The sequence below is a fragment of the Mesorhizobium sp. M7A.F.Ca.CA.002.05.1.1 genome (assembly GCF_003998335.1).
Taxonomy (GTDB): domain Bacteria; phylum Pseudomonadota; class Alphaproteobacteria; order Rhizobiales; family Rhizobiaceae; genus Mesorhizobium.
Genome location: NZ_RZQI01000595.1, coordinates 1 through 3,803, shown reverse-complemented (window position 1 = coordinate 3,803; position 3,803 = coordinate 1). Strand labels below are relative to the sequence as shown.

The following is a 3,803-nucleotide window of genomic DNA, read 5'->3' as shown; positions in this document are numbered from 1 at the left end:
AACATGTCAGGTGCCGATACAGGAGCGCAACTGCGACGGCAAGTCGCGTGAACGCGCATGCGCATGATAATGATGTTTGGCCGCGTCCGGTTTTTCGCGGGAAATCCACATCGGCGAAACCTTGTTTCAGCATCGGGCTGTTGACAGCACGAAAGGGCCAATTACTGTCCTGTGAGTGAAATTTGTTTCGTAAGAGCAATTCCGGGACAAGCGCATAGCGCTTTCCCCTCGGGAATTGCGTCAAGACAAAAGTCGAAACCAGATCGGGAGGCCTGCCATGAAAAGTCGCGTTGCCGTCATCGGAGCCGGCCCGTCCGGCCTGGCACAGCTCAGGGCCTTCAAGTCGGCGGCCGACAAGGGCGCCGACATTCCCGAAATCGTCTGCTTCGAAAAGCAGTCGGACTGGGGCGGCCTGTGGAACTACACCTGGCGCACGGGCCTCGACGAGCATGGCGATCCGGTGCACGGCTCGATGTACCGCTATCTCTGGTCGAACGGACCGAAGGAGTGCCTGGAATTCGCCGACTATACTTTCGAGGAGCACTTCGGCCGGCCGATCGGCTCCTATCCGCCGCGCGCCGTGCTGTGGGACTACATCAAGGGACGCGTCGAAAAATCAGGCCTTCGCAAATGGGTGCGCTTCAACAGCCCGGTGCGCATGGTGACGTTTTCCGACGAGACGAAGAAATTCACCGTCACCGCGCATGACCGCACCAACGACGTCACCTATTCGGAAGAGTTCGACAATGTCGTTGTCGCTTCCGGGCATTTCTCGGTGCCCAACGTGCCCTATTTCGAGGGCTTTTCGACCTTCAACGGCCGCATCCTGCATAGCCACGATTTCCGCGACGCGATGGAATTCAAGGGCAAGGATATATTGATCATCGGCCGCTCCTATTCGGCCGAGGACATTGGCTCGCAATGCTACAAATACGGCGCCAAATCCATCACCTCCAGCTACCGCTCGAAGCCGATGGGTTTCAAATGGCCGGAGAATTGGAAAGAGGTGCCGCTCTTACAGAAGGTCGTCGGCAAAACCGCGCATTTCAAGGATGGCACCACGAAAGACGTTGATGCCATCATCCTGTGCACCGGCTATCTCCATTCTTTCCCCTTCCTCACCGACGATCTGAAGCTCAAGACCGCCAACCGCATGTGGCCGCTCGACCTCTATGAAGGCGTCGTCTGGGAGAAGAACCCGCAGCTCTCCTATATCGGCATGCAGGATCAGTTCTACACCTTCAACATGTTCGACGCGCAGGCCTGGTTCGCCCGCGACGTCATCATGGGCCGCATCAAGCTGCCCTCGGCCGAGGCGATGGCTGCGCACGGCGCGAAATGGCGCGCACGCGAGGAGACGCTCGAAGACGCCGAGCAGATGATCTGGTTCCAGGGCGACTACACCAAGGAATTGATGGACCAGACCGACTATCCGGGCTTCGACGTCGAGGCGGTCAACCAGACCTTCATGGAATGGGAACACCACAAGGCGGAGAACATCATGGGCTTCCGCGACCACGCCTACCGCTCGCTGATGACGGGCACCATGGCGCCGCTGCATCATACGCCGTGGCTGCAGGCGCTGGACGATTCGATGGAGAGCTATCTCGAGGTGAAGGGCGTCGCGGCGGAGTAGGGCGGCGCCTGCTACCCCAGCCTTGCCCTGGCCTTCGCCGTCCAGGCGCCGAACAGCCGGTCGGCGACAATGCCGATGAAGGCGATGGCCAGACCCGCGACGATGCCGCGGCCGGAATCGGCCTTGGACAGCGCGATGAACACTTCCTGGCCGAGATCGCGGGTGCCGACCATGGCGCAGATGATGATCATCGCCAGCGCCATCAGGATCGTCTGGTTGACGCCCAGCATGATCTCCGGCAGCGCCAGCGGCAGTTGCACGCGAAAGAAGGTCTGGCGCGGCGTGCAGCCCGACACCTTTGCCGCCTCGATCAGCGCCGGCGGCACCTGCCTGATGCCGTGATTGGTGTAGCGGATGGCCGGCACCACGGCGAAGGCAATGGTGGCGATCATCGCCGTGACATCGCCGACCCGAAACAGCATCACCACCGGAATGATGAAGCAGAAGGATGGCAGCACCTGCAGCGTGTCGATGACCGGCGTGACGATCTTCTCGAAGCGGTCGCTGCTTGAAGCCATCAGCCCGATCGGGATGCCGACCAGGCAGGCGATGAAGGCCGAGATACCGCAGAGATAGACGGTTGCCATGGTCTTTTCCCACAGGCCGGTGATGGCGCAGAAGGCAGTCAGCGCTGCCACCAGCGCGGCCAGCCGCAGGCCGGAGAGCTGATAGCCGGCAAGGCCGAGCAGGAACACCGCGCCCAGCCAGGGAAACCCTTCGCAAAAGGCACGCAGCGGGTTCAGCAAATTAAGGATCAGCGCCACGCGGAACGCTTCGATCGTGTCGAAGAAATTGATCGTCACCCAGTTCACCGCTGCTTTCCACAGCGGCGCGGTGGTGAAGGTGATCGCTTTTGGCACTCCCGCGAAGGCCGGCACGAACAGGCCGAGAAATGTCGTCACCACAAGGATGGCGATCGCCAGCGTCAGATTGGGATAGCGCTGCCAGAAGCTCGGGCCCGCCTGCTGATGGGTATTCCCCTCTGCCTGCTTGTGCGCGATGGCCTGGCTCAGCCGGTCGAGCGCAATGGCCAGTGCCACGATGGCAAGGCCGGCTTCCATCGCCTCGCCAACCTTCAGTGCGCGCAGCGCCAGGAGCACGTCGTAGCCGAGGCCGCCGGCGCCGATCATCGAGGCGATGATCACCATGTTCAGCGCCAGCATGATCACCTGGTTGACGCCGACCATCAGTGTCGGCCGTGCCGAGGGCAGCAGCACTCGCCACAGTTTCTGCCGCGCCGTGCAGCCTGCCATCTCGCTGAAATCGTCGATCTCCGACGGCACCCGCGACAGGCCGAGCATCGTTGCCCGCACCATCGGCGGCGTGGCGAAGATGGCGGTCGCGATCATCGCCGAGACCGGGCTGTTGCCGAACAGCAGCAGCATCGGGATGAGATAGGCGAAGGTCGGAATCGTCTGCATCAGGTCGAGGGCAGGGGAGACGATAAGCCTTTCGGCCCATGGCCTGCGCCACGCCCAGATGCCGGCGAACAGCCCGGTGACGATACAGAACGGCACGGCGATGGAGATCAGCGCCAGCGTCAGCATGGCGCTGGTCCATTGGCCGAACAGGGCGATGTAGAGGAAGCAGCCGCCGACCAGCAGGCTGAGTTTTCTGCCGCCAGCGGCATGACCGGCGAGGAAGGCGGCGGCGCAGACGCCGACCCAGGACAGGCGCGGCAGGATATAGGCGTCAGCGCCGTGGCCGATCTTGAAATTCTTGGCCAGTAGATTGAGCGCGAAATCGAGGGGAACGCCGAGCACAGCGGTGATCGAGCGGGTCAACCAGGACAGGTTCGACTTGATCCAGCGCATCAGCGCGCTGACCCAATCGGCGACCGGCACGACGGCACTTGCCGGATAGTTGACGGCCCAGGGCAGGCGGTCCTGCAACAGGAACACGACAAGCACGGCGCCAAGCGCTGCCGCCCAGACCAGCAGCCAGACCTGAATCGGTCGCGACCGCGTCTCGCTGGCGCTTGCTGTCACCGTCATGCGCCGACCCTTGAGCGATCGATGCCGGCCAGCAGATCGATCACCGCTTGCGGCGTCACCTCGCCGATCGGCTTGCCGGTGCCGTTGACCACCGCGAACGGCTTGTTGGCGGCAACGATACCGGCCGAGAAGCTGGCGATCTTGGCCTCCGGCGCCACCGTTCCGCCATGCTC

The 3,803-nt window shown here is 62.5% G+C and carries 2 protein-coding genes and 1 pseudogene; 1 reads left to right on the top strand and 2 read right to left on the bottom strand.

From position 1 onward, the window contains the following. Positions 1 to 277 precede the first annotated feature (277 nt). Positions 278 to 1,636 (top strand): NAD(P)-binding domain-containing protein, encoded by a 1,359-nt coding sequence (locus EN939_RS24675; RefSeq protein ID WP_127270280.1) that lies wholly within the window; start codon positions 278 to 280, stop codon positions 1,634 to 1,636. A gap of 11 nt (positions 1,637 to 1,647) precedes the next feature. Here EN939_RS24675 and EN939_RS24670 read toward each other — a convergent pair whose 3' ends face one another. Both EN939_RS24670 and EN939_RS39285 read right to left on the bottom strand, forming a co-directional pair. After that, positions 1,648 to 3,630: an ABC transporter permease gene (locus tag EN939_RS24670; RefSeq protein ID WP_127270277.1), complete on the bottom strand. Its 1,983-nt coding sequence runs from the start codon at positions 3,628 to 3,630 to the stop codon at positions 1,648 to 1,650. Continuing rightward, positions 3,627 to 3,803, bottom strand: a pseudogene (locus tag EN939_RS39285) (glycine betaine/L-proline ABC transporter ATP-binding protein); the annotation flags it as partial. The gene EN939_RS24670 and the pseudogene EN939_RS39285, both read right to left, overlap by 4 nt.

Bases quoted from the DNA above. Each gene is read 5' to 3' on its own strand.
- EN939_RS24675 (WP_127270280.1), top strand. From the start codon at position 278: ATGAAAAGTCGCGTTGCCGTCATCGGAGCCGGCCCGTCCGGCCTGGCA.
- EN939_RS24670 (WP_127270277.1), bottom strand. From the start codon at position 3,630: ATGACGGTGACAGCAAGCGCCAGCGAGACGCGGTCGCGACCGATTCAG.